This window comes from Ruminococcus sp. AF17-1AC, from assembly GCF_003461385.1.
Classification (GTDB): domain Bacteria; phylum Bacillota; class Clostridia; order Oscillospirales; family Ruminococcaceae; genus Hominimerdicola; species Hominimerdicola aceti.
Window position 1 is genome coordinate 337274 of record NZ_QTWZ01000001.1, and the last position, 22209, is coordinate 359482.

Here is a 22209-nt window from a genome sequence, read left to right on the forward strand (position 1 = left end):
GAAACCTTTTTGCCTGCCACGGCGTTTTAGTATATGAAGGGAAGTGAGAGCATGAAGAATATGACCGAAAGCGAATACCGCCAACTTGTAGAGGAGTATTCGGATATGGTAACAAGGCTTTGCGTGGTGCACACGGGAAATTTTTCCGACGCTGAGGACTGCTATCAGAACGTGTTCTTCAAGCTTTTCAAGCAGATGAAAAAAGGCAGTCTGCCAAACCCGAAAGCGTGGCTCATCAGAGTGGCTCTCAACGAATGCCGGAGTGTTTTGCGGTATCGTTTGAGGAAAAACACAGTCGATCTGAACAGTATAACGTCTTTCTCAAAGGACGGCAGCGACATAGAGATACTTGACCTTATTTTCAGACTTCCCCCGAAATATCGGGATAGTATTTATCTTTATTACTTTGAGGAGCTGTCAGTGCAGGAGATAGCTGAGCTGACAAAAATCAAGGAAAACACGATAAAAACACATCTCAAACGTGGAAGAGAACAACTGAAGGATATGATAATGTTGTGAACTATATGAATGTCAATAAAGACATAAAGTATCGGGACTTCGAGGACGCCGTCCCCTACAAAAGATGTAAAAACTATTATGTAGGGGCTGGACTTTCAGCATAACATTGACTAAAGGTATAGTTTGCAATGAGGATATCACAGAAAGGGGCAGCAAATGAAAAAGATAAATGCTTTTTACTGTATAAAAACTCCTTCGGATTGGAAGGAGAGTGTGCTTATGTATGACAAGCCTACAGAGAAAAATAAAACAAAACTTACAGGCTTTCAGCTTGCAGGTGCGGTGCTTGCGGCTTTGCTTCTGGTGGTGGGCGGTGCGCTGACGCTTTATCGCAGCGGTGATGAGCATAAGATCAATGTCGGTATGCAGCAGCCAAGTATAGACAGTTCGGAAAGCCTTGACAGCACTGAGCTTACGGCTGATTTAGAACAGGCACAAAATGCGCTTAAGCAGGTCGTTAAAGACAAAGAGATAACGGCGGTCGGAATGTATGCAGGCTGCGGCTCGGACGGAACGGGATATCTTTTTGTCGATAAGATATATGTTGAGAAATACACCTCTGAAAAGGGCGAATTGATCGACTATGTTACTGTGAATGAATATGAATACCTGAAATACCACTCTTACGCTGCGTTTAAACTTGATTTCAGAGCGAAAGATGTTACCACAGGGAAGTTTGCTTATATGGACGAACTGAAAGTGGGCGAAAAAATCGCAGTCGGCATAAACTGCGATGATCTGAGTAATTGGAACTCGGATGAGATCGCAACAGGTCTTGACGAAACGGTCGGTGGCGACAGCTTTGGAACAGACTTCTATTATTCACTGAGATCATCAATAGCCTATGCTTATGATATCGACAGTTCAAAGGACACAGGCAAGGAAAAGCTTGATAAGCTCATTCTTGATAGTGTACAGCATATGTACGAAGATATGATACTGCAAGCTGACGACTTCAGCATTGTGCTAAATCCTGTTGAAAAGGACTGGGGATTTAAAATTGATACGTTGGTAAATTCTGTTAAGCATATCAATTATGATGCTGACAATTACGAAAGGGATATTATCTATCCGCTGATAATAACACCAATTGAAAAGGGTAAAGGCATAAACGTTTCCACAGCAGGAAGGTCAAAGGAAGGCATAATTCTCAAGGTGGACGGAAGATATTTCAGTATAACTTCCAATTATAAGGATATTGTGGAGCAGGAAGATACTAATAATGAATTGTACGGTTTCCAAAGTGCGACGGTAAAGAAAAACAGAAATTACTTCTTTGATGAAAATGAATGGCTCGTTGCAATTAAATTCGCAACGGGTGCAAACACCTATTTTAGTGATGATCTGAAACTTTATATCAATGAAGTACAAAACGATATAACCTATTCGGACAAGACTGACGACAGCGATTGTGTTATAACTTATCATAGATTCAGCGAGACAGAGGTCGAAGTGGCGGATAAAGGAGAAATTTTAGATACAGACAGCAAGACGGAATGAGGGAATATATTTGCAGGGCAGGGCGTGAAAAGCCGCTGCCCTGTGCTTTTTATAGCTTTTGACAGAAAATTTAACTGAAATTTTCAAAAAGTTAAAAAAGTCAAGAAAAAGTGCTTGACAAGAGACGGAGAATAGTGTATAATATCAAGGTATGCTGATGTATTGTATATCAGCGTATAGTATCAAATCTATGAAAGGAGAGAAAATATGCCAACCTTTAACCAGTTAGTAAGAAAAGGAAGAAATGTCCTTGCAGACAAGTCTACAGCTCCTGCTCTTCAGAAGGGTTTCAACTCAAAGAAGAAGGTAGTTATCGATCAGAGCTGCCCACAGAAGCGTGGCGTTTGCACAGTAGTAAGAACTGCTACACCTAAAAAGCCAAACTCAGCTATGAGAAAGGTTGCCAGAGTTAAGCTCACAAACGGAAACGAAGTTACAGCTTATATCCCTGGTATCGGACACAATCTTCAGGAGCACTCCGTTGTTCTTATCAGAGGCGGACGTGTTAAGGACCTCCCTGGTGTAAGATATCACATCATCAGAGGCACTCTCGACGCTCAGGGCGTTGCTAAGAGAATGCAGGCGAGATCCAAGTACGGTGCTAAGAGACCAAAGGCAGGAGCAGCCAAGTAATCAAAAACTGAAAAGCTCATTTTAGTAACAAGGTAATAACTCATTGTCGCATATTGCGAAGACCACAGTTTATGTGGAGTGATTAATATATATTAGTTGACTCTACAAGGAACTGACGGGGCTGTAAAACGGCTGTGTGCCGTGGTTACAGAGCGAGTACCTGTGAATTCATTATTTGTGAAGGAGGGAATTAAAGTGCCAAGAAGAGGTAGAGTTACAAAGAGAGACGTGCTTCAGGATCCAGTATACAATTCTAAGCTTGTTACACGTCTTGTAAACAACATCATGCTCGACGGTAAGAAGGGTGTTGCCCAGAAGATCGTTTACGGAGCATTTGAAATTGTCGAAGAAAAGACAGGCAGACCTGCTCTTGAAGTATTCCAGGAGGCTATGGATAACATCATGCCTGAGCTGGAGGTCAAGGCTCGCCGTGTAGGCGGTGCGACTTACCAGGTACCAATGGAGGTTCGTCCTGACAGAAGACAGACACTTGGTCTGAGATGGATAACAAAGTATTCTCGTGAGAGAAACGAGGACACAATGAGAGAGAGACTCGCAGCAGAGATCCTCGACGCTCTTAACGGTGTTGGCGGCTCATGCAAGAAGCGTGACGAAACTCATAAGATGGCTGAAGCTAACAAGGCTTTCGCTCATTACAGATGGTAAGAGGTATAAAGGAGGATATATATGGCAAGAGAATGTAAATTGCAGGATTACCGTAATATCGGTATCATGGCACACATCGACGCCGGCAAGACTACTACTACAGAGCGTATCCTGTTTTATACCGGTGTAAACTATAAGATCGGTGAAACACACGACGGTGCATCTACAATGGACTGGATGGCACAGGAGAAGGAGAGAGGTATCACAATTACTTCTGCTGCTACTACTTGCTACTGGAAGGGTCACAGACTCAACATTATAGATACTCCGGGCCACGTTGACTTTACAGTTGAGGTTGAGCGTTCACTTCGTGTACTCGACGGTTCTGTAACAGTTCTTTGTGCTAAGGGTGGTGTTGAGCCTCAGACTGAAACAGTTTGGAGACAGGCTGATAACTATCAGGTACCAAGAATGGTATATGTCAATAAGATGGATATCATGGGTGCAAACTTCTACAACGTTTTGAATATGCTCCATGAAAGACTTCATTGTAATGCCGTTCCTATCCAGCTCCCTATCGGTGCTGAGGACGACTTCAAGGGTATCGTCGATCTGCTCGAAATGAAGGCTTATGTATACTATGATGACCTTGGAAAGGATATCCGTCAGGAAGAGATCCCTGAGGACCTTAAGGAAAAGGCTGAACAGTATCACGCTGACCTTATCGAGCATCTTGCAGAAGTTGATGACGATCTCGCTGAGAAGTATTTCGCAGACGAGGAGATCACTATCGACGAGATGAAGAAGGTAATAAGAAAGAGTACTATCGCTAACACAATGGTACCTGTTACCTGCGGAACTTCATACAGAAACAAGGGCGTTCAGAAGCTTCTTGACGCTATTGTAGATTATATGCCTTCACCTATCGACGTACCACACATCAAGGGTACTGACGTAAATACAGGTGAGGAAGTTGAGAGAATTTCAGGCGACGATCAGCCATTCGCTGCTCTCGCATTCAAGATCGCTACAGACCCATTCGTTGGTAAGCTCTGCTACTTCAGAGTTTATTCAGGTGTTCTGACAGCCGGTTCTACAGTTTATAACTCCACTAAGGACAAGGACGAGAGAATCGGAAGAATCGTTCAGATGCACTCTAACGCTAGAAAGGATATTGATACTATCTACGCTGGTGATATCGGTGCCGCTATCGGTCTGAAGAATACAACAACAGGTGACACTCTTTGTGATGAAGAGCACCCTGTACTTCTTGAGTCAATGGAATTCCCTGAGCCTGTTATCCAGCTCGCTATCGAGCCTAAGACTAAGGCAGGTCAGGAAAAGATGGGTATCGCTCTTGCAAAGCTTGCTGAAGAGGACCCAACATTCAGAACTTATACTTCTGAGGAAACAGGTCAGACAATTATCGCCGGAATGGGCGAGCTGCACCTTGAGATCATCGTAGACAGACTTCTCCGTGAGTTCAAGGTAGAGGCAAATGTCGGTGCTCCTCAGGTTTCATATAAGGAAACAATCACTGCTCCTGCAAGCGTTGATTACAAGTACGCTAAGCAGTCAGGTGGTAAGGGTCAATACGGTCACGTTAAGATCAACGTTGAGCCAAACGAGTCCGGTAAGGGCTATGAGTTCATCAACAAGGTTGTCGGCGGTGCTATTCCTAAGGAATACATTCCTGCAGTTGACGCAGGTATCAAGGGCGCTATGGAGAATGGTGTTCTCGCAGGCTTCCAGGTAGTTGACGTTAAGGTTGAGCTGTACGATGGATCTTATCACGAAGTCGACTCTTCTGAAATGGCATTTAAGATCGCCGGTTCTATGGCGTTCAAGGAGGCTATGAGAAAGGCTTCACCAATCATTCTTGAGCCTATCATGAAGGTTTGCGTTATCGCTCCTGATGATTATCTCGGAACAGTTATAGGCGACCTCAACTCCCGTCGTGGACAGATCCTCGGTCAGGAGCAGAGAACCGGTGCTGTTCAGGTAGACGCTCTCGTTCCACTGTCTGAAATGTTTGGTTACTCAAATGACCTGCGTTCTAAGACACAGGGTCGTGGACAGTACACAATGGAGCCTGACAGCTACATTCAGGTACCAAAGTCTATCTCTGAGAAGATCATGGCTTCAAGAAACAAGGACTAATAAATTTGCGGAAAATTTTCTGCTTTTTCTATTGCAAATTTGCTTTTTATTTGATATAATTATACTACGGTATGTTAAATCGGAAACTATTAAATTTTAAGGAGGAAAATTCCTATGGCAAAGGCACATTTCGAAAGAACCAAACCACACGTTAACATTGGTACAATCGGTCACGTTGACCACGGTAAGACAACTCTTACTGCTGCTATCACAAAGACTCTTGCTCTTGAAGGTCTTGCTGAGAAGAAGGATTACAACAACATCGACTCAGCTCCAGAGGAGAGAGAGAGAGGAATTACAATCAACACAGCTCACGTTGAGTATGAGACAAAGAACCGTCACTATGCTCACGTTGACTGCCCAGGCCACGCTGACTATGTAAAGAACATGATCACTGGTGCTGCTCAGATGGACGGCGCTATCCTCGTAGTTGCTGCTTCTGATGGTCCTATGGCTCAGACAAGAGAGCACCTTCTCCTTGCTAGACAGGTAGGCGTTCCAGCTATCGTTGTTTTCATGAACAAGGCTGACCAGGTTGACGATGAAGAGCTTCTCGATCTCGTTGAGATGGATATCAGAGAGCTCCTCGACAAGTACGATTTTCCTGGCGATGAGACTCCAATCATCAAGGGTTCAGCTCTTGCAGCTCTTGAGGCTCCAGATGATCTTTCAGATCCAGCTTACAAGCCAATCCTTGACCTTATGGACGCTGTTGACTCATTCATTCCAACACCAGACAGAAAGTCTGATCTTCCATTCCTGATGCCTGTTGAGGACGTATTCACAATCACAGGCCGTGGTACAGTTGCTACTGGTAGAGTTGAAAGAGGTCAGCTCAAGACTGGTGACGAAGTTGAGATCCTCGGACTTTCAACTGAGAGACCAAAGACTGTTGTAACAGGTATCGAGATGTTCAGAAAGATCCTTGACTACGCTGAGGCAGGCGACAACATCGGTGCGCTTCTCCGTGGTATCCAGAGATCTGACATTCAGAGAGGCCAGGTTCTTTGTAAGCCAGGTTCCATTCACCCATACACAAAGTTCTCAGGTCAGGTTTACGTTCTGAAGAAGGAAGAGGGCGGCCGTCATACTCCATTCTTCAACAACTACAGACCACAGTTCTATTTCAGAACAACTGACGTTACTGGCGTTATCACACTTCCTGCTGACAAGGAAATGTGCATGCCTGGCGATAACGTAGAGATGGATGTTGAGCTTATCACTCCAATCGCTATCGAAGAGGGACTTCGTTTCGCTATCCGTGAGGGTGGTAGAACAGTAGGTTCTGGCGTCGTTACAGCTGTTAGAGACTAATTTTTAGTTCGCTATATAAAGATCGGGTACAATATGTATCCGATCTTTTTTGTCTTAAAATATTATGAATAATAAGTTAAATGATATTTGTATACTTTAAAAAAGTACGGTGATATGCTATAATTAGTATATCGGAGGTGAGAATTTGAACGATACAAATACTAAAGATTATATGATTGACGTTGCCCAGGATACAACTTATCAAAATCAGAGTGATGATTATAAGAAGTCGTTTGCAAAGTGGCGTTCAAATCCTCAGAATTCTTTTGGATTCCAGTTTATACATGATACAAGAGAACACTCATACATTGATGGCGAGGGATTTGTGCCTCATAAGGCAGAGGTAGCAGAGAGGATCTCTATGCTAAAATGCTGTAGTTTGTTGGGCATTTGTCTTGTGGTAATGCTTGCTATTGATTTTCTTAACTATTTTATAGTGAATAAATACGCGCCGGATACAACCGGTACATTTGTGTATTTTTCTCAAACAGATGGCGGATATGGCAGATATGGTGTTGGAATGACTTTTATTTTAGGTCTGTTGTTTGCCGCAAAGTTTGTTGTGCCTGGTCTTATTTTTAAGATCGTTACTAAGATCCCTAATAAAGTCGTTTTTGCAAATTCAAAGGGCTACGAAAAAATGCGTGGAACTGCTGTGGTAATTATGATGGTCATAATTGTTGTGGGCAGAGTTGGACAATATATACTTAGTCTGCTGTTTTCAGCTGTGCATTTAGACGGGATATATTCTATTTTTGTATTCTCTGAAGATCCTGTTGTTGCTCTTGTTTCTTTTGCTTTCTTTGCGATCATTGTTCCTATAATGCAAGAGATAGTATTTCGAGGAGTTTTTTTGCAGACTTTTCGTCAATTTGGCGACACCTTCGCTATTATGATCACTGCTGTTGTGAACGGTTTATGCTACTATGATATTACATATCTGCCTTTTGTTGTATGCTGTACTGCGGTTCTTGGACTATTTACTATACGAACAGGCTCGGTTTTTACTGCAATTTCAATGAGTATTTGCGCCCACATCACGAATTTTGTATTAAGTTACATTGTTCTCTATGATCTTCCTTATGCCAAAATAGCTGAAGTTATAATCTGTACAGTGATCGTTGGTGTATCACTTGTAATGTACTCGAAGCTTACAAGCTTTGGTGACTGGACATTCAACATTGAAAATGATAATTCTTTTATGACGATGTCAAAGCGAGTTAAGTCTTTCATTGCAACTAACTCGATCGCAGTGTGGATAGCCGCAATTCTTGTGACCATGTTTGTGTGTGCGAGGATAATATGACGAGAGATGAGCTTTACATGAAAAAAGCGTTGGAGCTTGCGGAAATTGCCGCAGACCAGGGGGAAGTACCTGTTGGTGCGATAGTTGTGAAGCGTTCCAGCGGAGAAATAATAGGCAGGGGATTCAATTGTCGTGAGTATGGGCGTTCCCCTTTGACTCATGCCGAACTTGTGGCTATTGAGGAAGCGAGTCGAAATCTTGGGGGTTGGCGGCTTATGGGTTGTGAGCTTTTTGTTACTCTCGAGCCTTGTCCTATGTGTACGGGTGCGATAATAAATTCCCGTATCGAGCGTGTGGTTTTCGGTGCGTATGACAAAAAGGCTGGTTCTTGCGGATCGGTGGTAAATCTTTTTGAGCTGCCTTATAATCACAGACCTCTTTGCACAGGCGGTATACTGCAAGAGCAGTGTGCAGATACACTGACGGAATTTTTCAAAAATCTTAGACGTAAAAAAAACCTCTCCGAATAGTTCGGGGAGGTTTTTTCTTATATTTCGTTTCGATTTTCCAAAGCCTTATAAAGCGTCACTTCATCAGCATATTCAAGCACTCCGCCAACGGGTAGACCGAACGCCAAACGTGTGACCTTTACACCAAGGGGTTTCAGCAGCCTTGAAATGTAAATTGCAGTAGCTTCGCCATTAACTGTAGGATTAGTAGCCATAATGACTTCTTTAACATTCTCAGGCTCTATCCTCGCAAGCAGTTCTTTTATTTTAAGCTTGTCAGGGGAAATGTCGTCCATAGGGGAGAGAAGCCCATGCAAAACATGGTAAACGCCTTTGTACTCCTTAGTACGCTCGAAAGCTGCTATATCCTTTGGGTCTTCTACTACGCAGACCGTTGAGTGGTCACGTCTTGGGTCGGCACAGATAGGACACTTTGGCTTGTCAGTAAAGTTCTGGCAAACGCTGCAAAGATGAACGCTTTTGTGGGCATTAGTGATAGCCGCTGCAAAAGCCGATGCGTCCTCGTCTGTCATGGACATAACATAGTAGGCAAGGCGCTGTGCGGACTTCATGCCTATACCAGGGAGCTTTGCAAATTGCTCTGCCAGAAGTACCAAAGGCAGTGCGTTTGACTCAGCCATTAAAACAGACCTGGGAATGATACTCCGCCTGTGAGTTTCTGCATTTCAGTGTCGCTTACTTCATCGAGGTTAGCAACAGCCTGATTGAAAGCTGCCATAACGAGGTCCTGAAGTGTTTCAACGTCCTCCGGATCAACTACCTCAGGCTTGATATCAAGCTTAAGGACGTTTCTCTTGCCGTTGATAGTAACCTCAACAACTCCGCCGCCTGCTGTACCTGTGAACTCTCTCTGCTCAAGGTCTGCCTGAAGAGCTGTGATCTCGTCCTGCATTTTCTGAGCCTGCTTGAGCATCTGATTCATGTTATTGGAAGGACCTTTGCCCATTCCCTGTGGAAGTCTTGCTTTCATTTTAAAAACTCCTTATATTCAAAATTATTTTTTTATATCAACTTCAATATCAAGTTTTTTCGCTTTGTCAAGCAACTGATTTATAGGATTTTCCGTATCCTCAGGTGCGACATTTTTGGCTGATTTGACTTTGATAGTGAAGTTTTGTCCGAAATTATTTTTCAGTATCTCATTAAGCACCGTAGCATCGCCGCTTGCTTTGAACTTTTTGAGATAAAAGTCATTGTGTACTATCATAAGCAACACATTCTGACACATATAAGCCTTTGAGTTGACTAAGAAACAGCCTATGGCAGGATTTGTCTGCTTGACCTGCTCCACAATGTTGTCCCAAGTCTGCACAAGCTTGAAGTCGCTTGCTTTCATTTTCTTGAAATCCGGGTCAAAAGGCTTTGGCGGTGGAGCTTGTTCCTGCTGAACTGGAGTGGCGATCTGCGGTTGAGTCTGCAAAACGGCACCATTTTTTAGTGCATTCTCAAGCTGAGTTATTCTATTAAGAAGCACTGTGATCTCAGCATTGCCTGATACAGCCTGCGCAGTGGCACCTGCTTTTTGAGCAGCTCCGCACAGCTTTATGATACACATTTCAAGCTCGATACGCTTTGATGTGCTTTTTGCAAAACGCTCGCTGCACTCCTGCAAAGTATTTATATCCCCGAGTATCTCGTCCAGCTTCATGCGTTCTGCAAGGGCTTTAAGTCTTTCATACTCGTCAGGCAGACAAGTTATAAGATCCTTGTTGTTGTCGATAGTTTTGATTATCATGACATTTCTCATCTGAGCGAGCAGTTCACCTGCCAAGACTTTCAGATCTTTTGACATATCATACAGCTTGTCAACGACCCTAAGTGCGCCTGCGGCGTCCTTTTCGGCTATCTTTTCGAGAATATCAAAAAGATAATCACGTCCTGCAATGCCGGAAGCTGAGGACACAACGTCAAGGGTGATGTCATTTTCATAGGCAACGCACTGGTCTAAAAGAGAAAGTGCGTCACGCATACCACCGTCAGAAAGCCTTGCTATCATGCCTGCGGCATCTTCGTGGAGGGTAAAGCCCTCCTGAGAAGCAATATACATAAGCCTTGAAACGATGTCCTCGTTTCTTATCCTGTGAAAGTCGAAATGCTGGCATCTCGACACGATAGTTGCAGGAACTTTATGTATCTCCGTAGTGGCAAGAATGAACTTGACGTGCGGAGGAGGTTCTTCCATAGTTTTCAGCAGGGCGTTGAATGCGCCCGCAGAAAGCATATGCACCTCGTCTATGATATATACCTTATATTTACATCTTTCAGGAGTATAGACAACGCCTTCACGCAGCTCTCTGATATCGTCTACTTTAGAATTTGAAGCAGCGTCAATCTCGATAATATCGGAAAGAGTGCCGTTGTCAGCGTCTTTGCATATCTCACATTCAAGGCATGGCTCACCGTCATGTGGGTCAAGGCAATTGATAGCCTTTGCAAAAATTCTTGCACAGGTGGTCTTTCCCGTACCTCTTGAGCCTGTGAAAAGATAGGCATGAGCGGTCTTGCCACTTTTTATCTGATTTTTGAGAGTAGTTGTAATATGCGGTTGTGAAACAACATCGTCAAATGACATTGGACGCCATTTTCTGTACAATGCCTGATACAAAACTCTCACTCCAATCAAGAAAATAAAAAAATCAATCCGACATATGGGCGTGCGGGCGGAACTGTGACACACGAAACAAACCGCTTAATGCTGCTCGGTTCCCCGCCTGACATGGTTCACAGCGTTTCATTGCACAGGACCCGCACACCTATATCTCGGATTGATGAGGAACAATAACTGAATCATATCAATCTAACTTTTGTTACCTTACTATTATAACATACTTCCAATGAAATTTCAAGTGTTTTTGAAAAAAAGTTATAAAAAAGGCAAAGAACATCAACGCCGCTGAACAAAGCTGGACAGCGGCGGATATTATGTGCTTGTAAAATTATATCAGGTGGCAATGATGAAATTCAGCTTGCCGAACGGATAGTTCACAGGGATACAGAATGCAGTGCCTGACAGGGCAAGCTCACCATTTTCCAAAAATTCCTGCGGTGTGAGTGTAAGCTCAACGCCATGCTCGTTTGACTCATTTACAACGAACAGACCGTCGTTTACGTTCAGAAATTCGCCTGCTGTAGCGTTTACAAAGTCATCGACCTCCGTGAAGCTCTCTTTTGCAAACCTCTCAGCGAAAGCCATATATGTCTTTGAATCTGTGGCAATGCAAGCCTCAGCGTTATATTTTCCATTTATTTTTTGGATAACGATATGTTCTGCTGCAAAATTCTTTATAACTGACGCTTCCATAGGAGTGAAATCGTCACCGATAAATCTGATAAGATTTTTGAAAAGCAAAGTAACATAATCAGTACAGATACGAGCGTTTTCATCATTGTCAAAATGATAGAACTCATTGATAAGGTTATGCAGTGTTTCTGTTTGATTGTCTGAAATATCGTCGGTTATCTGATTTTCAGTCTTATAATCTTTAAGCGCCTTTTCAAACTCAGCATTGGTAAGAGCACCGTTATTAACAAGGGTCTGACCCAGGAGCAGGTAATCTGTAGGCTGCTGAGCAAGAAGCTTTTCAACGTCGTCAGCGGTAACATAGCCAAGCTCCACGGCAAGGTCGCCAAAACGTTTATCGACACTCTGCTGAGTAATATTAACGTGCTCCACCTGCTCGGCTGTCATAAGACCAGCATTTATAGCGAGAACGCCAAGGCGAAGTCTTGTATGCTTTTTAGCCTCGAAAGCCTGAGTAAGATCCTCAGCGGTACAAAGCTTATGGTTAAAGAGATAGCCTCCAAAAAACTGCGCAAACATTTACAGTACCCCCTTTGCAACGTTCTCAAGAACTTTAAGAGCGTCGTTATCAGCTATAGGTTTCTGCAAAAAGTCCACAGCTCCCGACTTAAGAGCGTCTTTCAAATGGCTCTGAGTACCAACAGAAGAAGCCATTATCACCTTAGCGTCAGGGTCTTCTGCTATTATCTGTTTGAGGGCTTCAAGACCTGTTACCTTTGGCATGATGATATCCATGAAAACCACGTCAGGCTTGAACTCCTTATATTTGCTAACAGCCTCTTCACCGTCGGCTGCTTCATAAACGGCTTTTACTCCAAATCCAGAAATAGACATACTGAGCTTTTTGCGAGCGAACATAGAATCGTCGCATATAAGCACTGTCATTTCATTTATATTCACGATAGATCCCTCCCGATTATTTTGCGGCAGCAGTTCCGTAATTGCCGATGACGGAGAAAATAAATTCTTTACTGCCTTGTTTTTTAATTATATCATAAAATTCTCCAAAAGTCAAGAGTCGTCAAATATGTTTTATGTTGAAAATATACAAAGGAGTAAATGCAGAATTTACTTGCAGTTTGCTTGACAAAATGAAAAAAGTATGCTATAATCATAGTGTTATGTGCCGGTGTGATGGAATTGGCAGACGTGTCGGACTCAAAATCCGATGGTAGCGATACCGTACCGGTTCGACCCCGGTCACCGGCACCAGGAGAACAGGTTCTTGTATCAAGAGCCTGTTTTTTTATTAGAGTCCTCATTCTCTTCTGTCTCTGCTTTATCACCAAGAGCATTGGCGATGACCTCGGCTTGAAAGCCACTTCAGACGAACTGAAACGCCCCTCAGAGTCGTCCGAGCCTGCGGAGCGGAAAACTAACCGCCTGAAAAGAAAAGACCTGAGAAGTACTTGTGTGAGCAAATCTCAGTTCTTTGTGAGTTATTCAGCTTCAAAAAGGGTATGTTGTCATTGTGGCGCGTGCCATAATGATGATATGGACTTGTGCGGAACGGTTTGCAGGTGCTCCAATAGACTTACGGGCAAGCGGCACACATCAATATTGTGCCTTAACGGAATCTTAACACAGTAACCGTAATCTTAACAGCACTTTAACCGCTCATGTGATATAATAAAGCTATAATTTGAACGAGAGGTGTACGATGTTACATAAAAATAGAGTAAAAAACAGAACTCATATGACTTCATTTCGGGTCATCATTATCAGTTTCTTTTGCCTAATTCTGGTAGGTTCGTTGCTTCTGATGCTGCCTATCTCATCAAGGCAGCGGTGTGTGACTTCATTCCCTGATGCAATGTTCACAGCCGTTTCAGCTACCTGTGTGACTGGACTTGTTGTAAAGGATACTGCTACATACTGGTCTCTGTTCGGGCAGGCGGTCATTCTGATGCTAATTCAGATCGGAGGTATGGGCGTTATCACCGTCGGGCTTACGATCATTAGAGCATCAGGGCGGAAAATCGGTCTGTGGCAGCGCAGTACGATGCAGGAATCCATCTCCGCACCGCAGGTAGGCGGTATTGTGAAGCTGACAGGCTTTATCCTTAAAACATCACTTATCATAGAGATGATCGGTGCGGCTTTGCTTGCACCCGTTTTCTGCAATGATCTTGGTATCGCTAAGGGACTGTGGTATTCCTTGTTTCACAGCATATCGGCTTTTTGCAATGCAGGCTTTGATCTGTTCGGCATAAAAGAACCGTTCTCATCGCTGACCTTTTACCACAGCAACATCTATCTCAATATCATCATTATGCTGCTAATTATTACGGGAGGCATCGGCTTTCTCGTCTGGGGCGATATCGGAACACACAAGCACAGGATCAGGCGCTACTCTCTGCAAAGCAAGGTCGTACTGATGACATCTGCTGTCTTGATCGTTCTGCCTGCGCTGTATTTCTTCTTTTTTGAATATGACCATGGGACTATCCATGACCGGACGATCCATTCACTGTTTCAGTCTGTCACAACACGAACCGCAGGCTTTAACACAACTGATCTCGCTGCTATGGATGAATCAGGTACAGCCATTATGGTCATTCTTATGCTAATAGGCGGTTCTCCCGGTTCCACCGCAGGCGGTATGAAAACAGCGACTTTTGCTGTTCTGTTCCTTTCTGCGATCACAGTGTTTAGCCGCAGAAATGATGTGCAGTGCTTCAAAAGAAGAATATCAGACGAAACTGTCCGCAGTGCAGGCGCTGTTTTGTTTATGTATCTTGTATTGTTCTTTACAAGCGGTGTCATTATCAGCAGAGTGGAAGATCTACCGCTGCTGACCTGTCTGTTTGAAACAAGCTCAGCTATCGGTACAGTAGGGCTGTCACTTGGCATTACAAGTGGTCTGTCTGCTGTATCCCGTGTGATACTGATGATACTTATGTTTTTCGGGAGAGTTGGCGGACTGACACTCATTTATGCAGCTCTGCCGTCGGCGGACAGTCAGAATTCACGCTTACCGCTTGAAAAAATATCCGTAGGATAAGGAGTTTTATATATGAAAACAGTTTTAATTATCGGAGTAGGTCAATTCGGCAGTCATATTGCCAGACGCATGGAGGAGCTTCGGTGTGAGGTCATGGCAGTAGATGAAAATGAGAAGCATATCAACGATATCCTGCCTTATGTGACCAACGCAAGGATCGGTGACAGCACCAATGAGGAATTTCTCCGTTCGCTTGGTGTAGGAAACTATGATGTTTGTATCGTTGCCCTCGGCAGCCGGTTTCAGTCCTCTTTGGAAACAACGTCTTTGCTCAAGGAGCTGGGGGCAAAGAAAGTCATATCCCGTGCGACAAATGATGTACAAATGAAATTCCTGCTTAAAAACGGAGCCGATGAGGTTGTCTATCCTGAGAAGCAGATGGCACTTCGCATCGCTACAAAATATGCATCAGACAGCATACTCGACTTTATTCATCTGGATAACAATTACTCGATCTACGAACTGAAAGTACCGAAGGACTGGTTCGGAAAGTCGCTTTCACAGATCGATATACGAAAGAAATTCAAGATCAATATTCTGACGATCAAACGTGGAGAAGAGGTATTTATCCCTGCACCGGACACTGTGATTGAAACTGATGACATCGCATTTGTCATAGGTGAGGTTCGGGATATCCAGAAATGTTTCAGAATCTAGGAGATGATCGTGTGAGAGATGTTCTGCTTGCACTGTCTGTAGGAGCAATGTTTCTCTACGGCTTTTATATTATGAAAAAAGTAGATGAATTCATCGAGGAGATACAAAAGAGCAGACGTGGACACGACCTGTCAGAAGATGATGTTGACGAACACAAAAGTGATATGTTATAATAACAAGGGTGATCCTTATGACTGCTAATTCTATAAAAAGCTCTAAAGCATTTTCTGTGTTCAAAGACTCCGCTATATGTATTGTGGTGCTGACAGCCGCAACACTTGCCGGATACGCATTCAAAGCCTTTCAACTTGCCGATGCGGACATTATCATGCTGTATATTATTGCTGTGCTTGTGATATCCATTTTTACATCAAAGATGTATTTCTGCCTGATATCATCATTAGTAGGAGTAATGCTTTTCAACTGCTTCTTCACCTATCCTGAGTTTTCTCTTTCAGTTCACGATGCAGGCTATCTTGTCACATTTGTGACGATGTTTATTACAGCGTTCATTGCAGGAACGCTTGCCAATAAGCTGAAACGCAATATCCTGATCGCCGAGCAGAATGCCCGTGAAAAGGAGGAAGCGGCACTTCTGGCGCAGAATGAACAGCTTAGAGCTGATATGCTCCGTTCCATATCCCATGATCTCAGAACACCGCTGACCTCCATATCAGGCAATGCCAGTACGCTCATTTCCGGCGGCGATACGCTTGATGAATCAGCACGTCAGCAGATATACACGGATATTTATTCCGAATCAATGTGGCTTATCGAAATGGTGGAAAATCTTTTATACGCTACACGAATTGAGGACGGCAGAATGCAGCTCAATATCTCGGTAGAGATACTTGATGACATTGTTCAGGAGGCTGTCAGACACACCAAACGCACTCACCCAAAGCGAAATATCATCGTTGATATGTATGACGAGATAATCCCCGTTATGGCAGATGCGAACCTTATCGTACAGGTCATAGTCAATCTTATGGATAATGCTGTCAAGTACAGTGATGAGGATTCTGATGTTACCGTCAGTGTGCGCCGAGAAAATGCGCATACTGTTGTGATATCCGTGTCCGATCACGGCACTGGTATCTCCGATGAAGAAAAAGAAAAGGTATTTGATATGTTCTATACAGGCGGCAGCCGTTCCTCAGACAGCAGAAGAAGTCTGGGGCTGGGGCTTGCACTGTGCAGGTCAATTATTACTTCACACGGCGGTACTATATCTGTCAGCGACAACATACCAAACGGTACAGTTGTCAGCTTTACTCTGCCAATAGGAGAGGTCGATCTAAATGAATGAATATCTTGTTCTGGTGGTGGAGGACGACAAGCCTATCAGAAATCTTATTACAACTACTCTTAAAATGAACGACTATCGCTTTATTACTGCTGTCAGGGGCAATGAAGCGATCATGCTCAGCGCTTCGCATAAGCCTGATATTATCATACTTGACCTTGGACTGCCTGATATTGACGGCGTTGAGGTGATAGAGCATATACGCACTTGGAGCGATGTTCCTATCATCATAGTCAGTGCAAGGAGCGAGGAAAGGGACAAGATAACAGCCCTTGACAAAGGTGCAGATGATTACCTGACAAAGCCTTTCTCTGTTGATGAACTTCTCGCAAGGCTCAGGGTGGATACAAAGGCGGCTTATGAAGTCCGAAAACATCTCGGTCACGGAGTTTGTCAATGGCAGACTACGGATAGACTATGTTTCGGGCTGTGTTCACCTTGATGATGAAGAAATTCACCTGACACCGATAGAATACAAGCTGCTTTGCCTGCTTGCCAAGAATGTCGGCAAGGTGCTGACGCATAAGTACATTATCCAAAGTGTATGGGGAACTCCTGCGGATAACAGCGAAGCCTCCCTGCGTGTATTTATGGCTACCCTGCGAAAAAAGCTGAGTGACAGCAGTCAGGCGCTGATACAAACACATATCGGTATTGGGTATCGTATGATGAAATTATAGTTTTAGGGAGCAGTACAAAGCAGACACTTTATTTGATGGTCTGTATCGCCTTCAATGGCTGCAAAAACAATTGAACTGATTTTTTCTAAAGGAAAAAAGGGCAATGCCTTCCACTCACGGAGGACATTGCCCTTTTTCTTATGCTGTGATTATATCAGTCCTTAATCTCCTACATCATAGTTGCAATCCTGTATAATAAAACTTGACACATAAAAAACAATCAAAGTATAATAAAAACAAGGGAATGTGTCATAAATGGGAACAGGAAAACAATATGATGAATAGTTTAAAAAGCAGGCAATAAAGCTCGCAAAGGAGATTGGCACCTAGCTTTATGCCGCTGGGTGTATTTTTATATGTATCGTGTATTATTTTACAGTTCACCTGCCCTAATTTGACAAAAGTACGTCAATGGAGTATAATGTAACCAGCGTTACGCAAATTAATTATAGGCAATACTACACAAGACAAGCCTATACCTATTATTATAGAAACGAGGTCATGAAAATGAGCGAGGAAAGAATACCTAAGAGAAGTGAAGTGCCTGAACAGTTCAAGTGGGCACTGGAGGATATTTATGCCACTGACGAAAAGTGGGCGGAGGACTTGCAGAAGCTGAAGGCTATGCCTGAGAGAATAGCGTCGTTCAAGGGCAGGCTTAGCGAGAGTGCTGACACGCTTTATGATTTTATGCAGCTTTCAGACGAGATATCTGTTCTTTGCGACAGCCTTGGCAACTATGCTCAAAGACGTTCTGACGAGGATACTGCAAATGCAAAGTATCAGGGCTTTATCGGTCAGCTTATGAACGCTTATGTTGCAGTAAACTCAGCAGGAAGCTTTGAAACACCTGAGATCATTTCTATCGAGGAGGATAAGCTTCAGAAATTCTATGAGGATAAGCCTGAGTTGAAGCTTTATAAGCGTGCGCTGGATAAGCTGCGTCGTAAAAAGGCTCATATCCTCTCTGAGGCTGAGGAGAAGATACTTGCCCTGACCGGTGAAATGGGTCAGTCCCCTGAGAATATCTACTCTATGTTTTCTGACGCAGACCTGCGTTTCCCTGACGCTGTGGATAAGGACGGCAAGGCTCATCAGGTCACACACGGAAGCTATATCCCACTGGTGCAGAGCGAGGACAGAGTACTGAGAAAGTCGGCTTTCGAGTCTATGTACGGCACATTCGATAAGTTCAAGAACACCTGTGCGGCAACACTGTCGGCACAGATAAAAGCGGTGAACTTCTATGCAAAGGCAAGAAGATATGATTCAAGCCTTGAAGCCGCTTTGGACGGAACAGAAGTACCTGTTTCAGTGTACAAAAACCTTATTGAAGCTGTTCATGACAATATGCACTATATGTACGATTATGTTGCTCTGAGAAAGAAACTTTTGGGCGTTGATGAGCTGCATTTCTATGACCTTTATACTCCTGTTGTTCCTGACGCAGATATGAAGATAACCTTTGAGGAGGCTAAGGAAACTGTCCTGAAAGCCCTTGCACCTATGGGCGAGGATTACCTTGCGATACTCAAAGAGGGCTTTGAAAACCGCTGGATAGACGTTTACGAGAACGAGGGCAAAACAAGCGGAGCATATTCCGCAGGTGCAAGAGTTCACCCTTATGTGTTACTCAATCATAAGGATACACTTAACTGTATGTTTACGCTGGCGCACGAAATGGGCCATGCTATACACTCGTATCTGTCAAATAAAAATCAGCCTGTGGTATATTCAGATTACGTTATCTTTGTGGCAGAGGTAGCCTCAACTTGCAATGAAGCGCTTCTTATGCAGTATCTGCTGAAAAATACCGAGGATAAAAAGCAGAGAGCGTATCTTATAAATTACTTTCTTGAACAGTTCCGTACCACACTTTACCGTCAGACAATGTTCGCAGAGTTTGAGCTGAAAATAAATGAAATGGTAGCGGCAGGGGAGAGTCTGACAGCCGAGGGGCTGAACGAGCTTTACGGCGAGCTAAACAAGCTTTATTTCGGTGACGGAATAGTGCTTGATGATGAGATAAAATTGGAGTGGGCTAGGATACCGCACTTCTATTATGACTATTATGTTTATCAGTACGCAACAGGCTATTCTGCGGCTATTGCACTTTCACAGAGAATATTGAAGTATGGCGAGCCTGCGGTAAAGGACTATATAGGCTTCCTGAAAGGCGGCTGCTCAACTGACCCTATCTCATTGCTTAAGGGTGCAGGTGTAGATATGGCAACAACTCAGCCTATCAATGAGGCACTTGCAATGTTCGGAGAGCTTGTAAAGGAAATGGAAGAAGCAATGGCGGAGTAAGTGAGGAATGAGGAATGAGGAGTGAGGAATGAGGAATGAGCATAGCTGACCAAAGTTGTGCCCCCAACACCGAGCGTAGCGAGAGATAAAACGCAGGCTCAAGCCCGGCGTTAGAGGGCTTGCAGGGTCAAGGGACAGAGTCCCTTGTGGGTACAGGGCAAAGCCCTGTCGGAGTTTGAGGCAGAGCCTCAATAGGCGTAAGCCTACCAAGCGGTGCAGATAAAGAAATAAAAGCATACAAAAGTAAAAGAAACAATAAAGCGGTGTCGGAGAACAAATCTCTGCACCGCTTTTTCCTATCCCATTAAACAAAGTAAAACCCGCAAAGAGCGACAGCGATTTTGCGGCGGTAGAACGTAGCTCACAATTGTAGGGGACGGCGCCCTCGACGTCCCACACCTGCTTGACTGCTCAACCATGCGGTATATGCACAATGAACTGCATAATATCTCCCAACATGGCACGTCTACACAAATTTGATGCCTTTACCACTTCTTGTTTATATCTGCACAACGCATACCTATCTTCAACGCCCTCAGCTCAACATAACAGCCGCATAAAACGCACATTCCGTCCACAAGCTTTTCGCAATTCTTGCAAAAATCCAACCGCCGACGATATTCGTCCTCAGATACCCTCTTGTCCGCAGGATATGCCTCAATGTGCGAACGCATATCACGGAGAAAATCATTCTCGTCCATGTCCTCAAGCAGGCACTTGCGGCACTTTATCTTCACAGCATTGTCCATACTTCCTCCATAAAAAAGCGGACAGCCTTTCCGCCGTCCGCATTGATGTCTTTATTCAACCGAAATGATGTAGTAGTAAACAGGCTGACCGCCGTTTATAAGGTTTACATCAAGATTTGAGAACTTCGCAGCTACCTGCTTTTGCAGTGCCTCAGCCGCCTCGTCTGTAACGTCTGAGCCGTAAAGGATTGTGATGAATGAGCTGTCGCCCTTAACAAGCTTCTTTGTGAGCTTGTAAGCTGCCTTTGAAACGTCCTTTTCTACAAAGCTCAGCTTGCCGTTTTCAATGCAGAGTATCTCGCCCTGCTTGATAGCGTGACCCTCATAGTCAGAATCCCTTGCCGCAAATGTTACCTGACCTGTGGCAACTCTTTCAAGTGCATTGGTCATCTCAATGCGGTTCGTATTGAAATCAGCGTCAGGGTCAAATGCCAGCATTGCTGACATTCCCTGCGGTATAGTCCTTGTCTGAAGCACGCATACCTTTCTGTCTGCAAGCTTAACAGCCTGCTCAGCCGCCATGATGATGTTCTTGTTGTTTGGCAGAACGAAAACCGTTTCAGCGGGGCATGACATTATTGCCGCAAGTATATCCTCAGTGGACGGGTTCATGGTCTGTCCGCCCTTAACGATGCAGTCAACACCGATATCTCTGAACATTGACTCAATGCCGTTTCCTGCCGCAACTGCAACAAAGCCGTACTGCTTTTCAGGCTTTGCAGGAACGAACTCCTGCTTTGCTTCTTTTTGTCTGGCCTTGTGCTGGAGCTTCATGTTTTCTATCTTTGGCAGATTGATGTAGCCAAATTCAAGACCCTTCTGTATTGCCTTACCAGGGTCGTTGGTATGAACGTGTACCTTTATTATCTCATCGTCCTCGACAACTACAACGCAGTCACCTATGGTTTCAAGATAAGCTCTCAGCTTTGATGAATCGTCAGCGTCAGCTTTCTTTGTGATTATCATTTCAGTGCAGTATGTGAAGTGTATCTCACAGTCATACTGACCAACAGTAGCCGCAAATGTGTCGACTGTTACCTGCTGTTTCTGTGCAGGAGCATCAGCCTTTACTATTTCGCCGCCCTTGAATACATCTCTCATTGCTTCAAAGATAATGAGAAGTCCCTTGCCGCCTGCGTCAACAACGCCTGCCTTGGCAAGTGCAGGGAGTAGCTTTGGTGTTTCGTTCAGTGAAAGTTCAGCCTGTTTGCAAACTTCCTCCATTATAATAATAGGATCGTTTGTGGAGTGGAGCATTTCTCTTGCTTTCTCCGCAGACTCTCTTGCAACTGTCAGGATAGTTCCCTCTGTAGGCTTCATTACGCTCTTGTATGCTCCTGAAACGCCCTGTTCCAGTGATTCAACAAGTTCGTTCGCACCCATTTCCTTTTTGCCTGCAAGTCCTTTTGCAAAGCCTCTGAAAATAAGCGAAAGTATAACGCCTGAGTTTCCCCTTGCACCTCTAAGAAGTGCAGAAGCTGTTGTGCTTGCCACAACTGAGCAGTCTGTATCGTCGCTGAGATTTTCAAGCTCTGCTACGGAATTTGTTATAGTCATTGACATATTAGTTCCTGTATCTCCGTCAGGTACTGGGAACACGTTAAGCTCGTCAACTGATTTTTTCTTGTTAGATATGCTGTGTGCGGCACTTATGACAGCGTCACGCAGCAAGCCTCCGTTTATCACTATAGTTT

Annotated in this window: 20 protein-coding genes, 1 tRNA gene, 1 other RNA gene and 1 pseudogene; 15 read left to right on the forward strand and 8 right to left on the reverse strand. The window is 44.0% G+C overall.

The window, feature by feature from the left end:
* Positions 1-51: 51 nt before the first annotated feature.
* From DWW81_RS01415 to tadA, 8 genes are all read left to right on the forward strand, one after another.
* Complete coding sequence (locus DWW81_RS01415; protein ID WP_181982635.1) at positions 52-519, forward strand: RNA polymerase sigma factor; 468 nt, start codon at positions 52-54, stop codon at positions 517-519.
* 156 nt (positions 520-675) lie between these two features.
* Positions 676-2019 (forward strand): hypothetical protein, encoded by a 1344-nt coding sequence (locus tag DWW81_RS01420; protein ID WP_117896455.1) that lies wholly within the window; start codon positions 676-678, stop codon positions 2017-2019.
* 207 nt (positions 2020-2226) lie between these two features.
* Entirely contained in the window at positions 2227-2652 is a 426-nt protein-coding gene (rpsL, locus tag DWW81_RS01425; protein WP_117863570.1) for a 30S ribosomal protein S12, read from the forward strand.
* Between the two features lie 195 nt (positions 2653-2847).
* Positions 2848-3318, forward strand: a complete 471-nt coding sequence (rpsG, locus tag DWW81_RS01430; protein ID WP_022288663.1) for a 30S ribosomal protein S7 — start codon at positions 2848-2850, stop codon at positions 3316-3318.
* Between the two features lie 21 nt (positions 3319-3339).
* Entirely contained in the window at positions 3340-5418 is a 2079-nt protein-coding gene (gene fusA, locus DWW81_RS01435) for an elongation factor G (RefSeq protein ID WP_117896456.1), read from the forward strand.
* Positions 5419-5532: 114 nt separating this feature from the next.
* Positions 5533-6732, forward strand: a complete 1200-nt coding sequence (tuf, locus tag DWW81_RS01440) for an elongation factor Tu (RefSeq protein WP_117877670.1) — start codon at positions 5533-5535, stop codon at positions 6730-6732.
* Between the two features lie 145 nt (positions 6733-6877).
* Positions 6878-8038 carry a CPBP family intramembrane glutamic endopeptidase gene (locus DWW81_RS01445; protein WP_117858496.1) on the forward strand — a complete coding sequence of 387 codons (1161 nt, stop codon included), beginning with the start codon at positions 6878-6880 and terminating at the stop codon, positions 8036-8038.
* Positions 8035-8508: a tRNA adenosine(34) deaminase TadA gene (gene tadA, locus DWW81_RS01450; protein ID WP_117896457.1), complete on the forward strand. Its 474-nt coding sequence runs from the start codon at positions 8035-8037 to the stop codon at positions 8506-8508. The genes DWW81_RS01445 and tadA overlap by 4 nt, the downstream gene beginning before the upstream one ends.
* A 17-nt stretch (positions 8509-8525) precedes the next feature.
* Here tadA and recR read toward each other — a convergent pair whose 3' ends face one another.
* The 6 genes from recR to DWW81_RS01480 all read right to left on the reverse strand — a co-directional run bounded on the left by recR (position 8526) and on the right by DWW81_RS01480 (position 12709).
* Complete coding sequence (gene recR / locus DWW81_RS01455) at positions 8526-9128, reverse strand: recombination mediator RecR (RefSeq protein WP_117896458.1); 603 nt, start codon at positions 9126-9128, stop codon at positions 8526-8528.
* The gene (locus DWW81_RS01460; RefSeq protein ID WP_022288657.1) at positions 9128-9478 is read right to left on the reverse strand and encodes a YbaB/EbfC family nucleoid-associated protein; all 351 of its coding nucleotides are present in this window, start codon (positions 9476-9478) and stop codon (positions 9128-9130) included. The genes recR and DWW81_RS01460 overlap by 1 nt, the downstream gene beginning before the upstream one ends.
* 24 nt (positions 9479-9502) lie before the next feature.
* Positions 9503-11122 carry a DNA polymerase III subunit gamma/tau gene (gene dnaX / locus DWW81_RS01465; RefSeq protein ID WP_242989544.1) on the reverse strand — a complete coding sequence of 540 codons (1620 nt, stop codon included), beginning with the start codon at positions 11120-11122 and terminating at the stop codon, positions 9503-9505.
* 37 nt (positions 11123-11159) lie between these two features.
* An RNA gene (ffs, locus tag DWW81_RS01470) (signal recognition particle sRNA small type) lies at positions 11160-11259 on the reverse strand.
* A 190-nt stretch (positions 11260-11449) separates the two neighbouring features.
* Positions 11450-12328, reverse strand: coding sequence for a chemotaxis protein CheX (locus DWW81_RS01475; RefSeq protein ID WP_117858504.1), 879 nt, complete (start codon positions 12326-12328; stop codon positions 11450-11452).
* On the reverse strand, positions 12329-12709 hold the full coding sequence (locus DWW81_RS01480) for a response regulator (RefSeq protein ID WP_117863575.1): 381 nt from the start codon (positions 12707-12709) through the stop codon (positions 12329-12331).
* A 225-nt stretch (positions 12710-12934) separates the two neighbouring features.
* Between DWW81_RS01480 and DWW81_RS01485 the strand changes: the two genes are divergently transcribed.
* The 7 genes and pseudogenes from DWW81_RS01485 (at position 12935) to pepF (ending at position 19766) form a co-directional block, all read left to right on the forward strand.
* Positions 12935-13021 (forward strand) — tRNA-Leu (locus DWW81_RS01485).
* Positions 13022-13469: 448 nt separating this feature from the next.
* On the forward strand, positions 13470-14813 hold the full coding sequence (locus tag DWW81_RS01490) for a potassium transporter TrkG (RefSeq protein ID WP_117896460.1): 1344 nt from the start codon (positions 13470-13472) through the stop codon (positions 14811-14813).
* 12 nt (positions 14814-14825) lie between these two features.
* Positions 14826-15470 (forward strand): TrkA family potassium uptake protein, encoded by a 645-nt coding sequence (locus tag DWW81_RS01495; RefSeq protein WP_117858509.1) that lies wholly within the window; start codon positions 14826-14828, stop codon positions 15468-15470.
* Positions 15455-15643 carry a hypothetical protein gene (locus DWW81_RS13075; RefSeq protein WP_147337886.1) on the forward strand — a complete coding sequence of 63 codons (189 nt, stop codon included), beginning with the start codon at positions 15455-15457 and terminating at the stop codon, positions 15641-15643. Before DWW81_RS01495 ends, DWW81_RS13075 begins: the two co-directional genes overlap by 16 nt.
* A 17-nt stretch (positions 15644-15660) precedes the next feature.
* Positions 15661-16779 (forward strand): ATP-binding protein, encoded by a 1119-nt coding sequence (locus DWW81_RS01500; protein WP_117858512.1) that lies wholly within the window; start codon positions 15661-15663, stop codon positions 16777-16779.
* Positions 16772-17456 (forward strand): annotated as a pseudogene (locus DWW81_RS01505) (response regulator transcription factor). Before DWW81_RS01500 ends, DWW81_RS01505 begins: the two are co-directional and overlap by 8 nt.
* A 411-nt stretch (positions 17457-17867) precedes the next feature.
* The gene (pepF, locus tag DWW81_RS01510; RefSeq protein WP_347562315.1) at positions 17868-19766 is read left to right on the forward strand and encodes an oligoendopeptidase F; all 1899 of its coding nucleotides are present in this window, start codon (positions 17868-17870) and stop codon (positions 19764-19766) included.
* Positions 19767-20251: 485 nt separating this feature from the next.
* Here pepF and DWW81_RS01515 read toward each other — a convergent pair whose 3' ends face one another.
* Positions 20252-20515, reverse strand: coding sequence for a DUF6171 family protein (locus tag DWW81_RS01515; RefSeq protein ID WP_242989539.1), 264 nt, complete (start codon positions 20513-20515; stop codon positions 20252-20254).
* A 51-nt stretch (positions 20516-20566) separates the two neighbouring features.
* Positions 20567-22201, reverse strand: a complete 1635-nt coding sequence (locus tag DWW81_RS01520; protein WP_022288647.1) for a DAK2 domain-containing protein — start codon at positions 22199-22201, stop codon at positions 20567-20569.
* Positions 22202-22209 lie beyond the last annotated feature (8 nt).